A 1,001-nucleotide genomic window follows, 5' to 3' on the forward strand; every position below is an offset into this window, starting at 1 on the left:
ACTATACATCTCAATAAAATCATGGCAGATAGAATTTTTACAAACTTGAAAATTGATATGAGTTGCAAAAAATATAAGAGGGTTTATCGCGATGCCTTATGGTTTGGTAAAATTGCGTCTTAAAAATTAACGAAGTATTGTCTTTCAAAAATGGTTAAATAATATTTCTAAAGAATCGGTCATTCGTATGTACACCTTAAATTATGATAAAATATTTAAGGTACTGTCTGAAAAAGCAGGAATAAAAGTATTTGAAGGGTTTGAATGTGATGAATTTGTTTCTGAAAATGGTGTACTACCAAACATTGGTAGAATTCTATCTGACTTTGATTCTAACATTCATTATAATCTTCACGGTTCTGCCTTTTGGGAAGTAAATCCAAGAGAAAAAAACTCTCAATTATACAATCAGTGGATTTCATTGCAACCTTTTCCTGTTCTTGACATAAATAATAACGAGAGCGCAATTGTGCAAATAGAAAAGGGGAAAAATATTTTAATTTCAAACATAATCACAGGCTTTCTGAAAGCTCAAAAGTCATTCATTACTCCTTTCAAACAAATGCAATCTGCGTTTGATAAAGATTGTTTTTTTGCAAATGAGCTAATCGTTATTGGATATTCGTTTGGTGATTCACATATAAATGCAAGTATTAAAACAGCATTAAAATATAATCCTGAATTGAACCTTCATTTTATTGACCCTGCTTATTGCGAAAAGGATAAAAAAAATGGATATGACTTATTGGTCAAAAGATTGATTTATATTTTCCCGGAGATTTTAAATTATGAACGTACACAACCAAAATATTCAGCCGATAATGATACTTGCATTTATTTTAATAATAGACTTGTTGTTACAGCTATCGGTTTTGACGAATATTTGAATAGATCAAATTCCCATAGTTCGGCTAAGGTTGTATCTGAGTAATTGTATTCAGACAAGCCACACCTGTGATTTTCGATTACCGGGATTCAAGAATTGACTATTTTGAAAAAAT

Annotated in this window: 1 protein-coding gene; it reads left to right on the forward strand. The window is 30.3% G+C overall.

What is annotated here, in order from left to right:
* Nucleotides 1-187 precede the first annotated feature (187 nt).
* Nucleotides 188-931, forward strand: coding sequence for an SIR2 family protein (locus tag HY951_06550; protein ID MBI5539701.1), 744 nt, complete (start codon nt 188-190; stop codon nt 929-931).
* Nucleotides 932-1,001: the final 70 nt, after the last annotated feature.

It is taken from the genome of Bacteroidia bacterium (assembly GCA_016218155.1).
In the GTDB taxonomy this organism is placed as follows: Bacteria; Bacteroidota; Bacteroidia; order Bacteroidales; family GWA2-32-17; genus GWA2-32-17.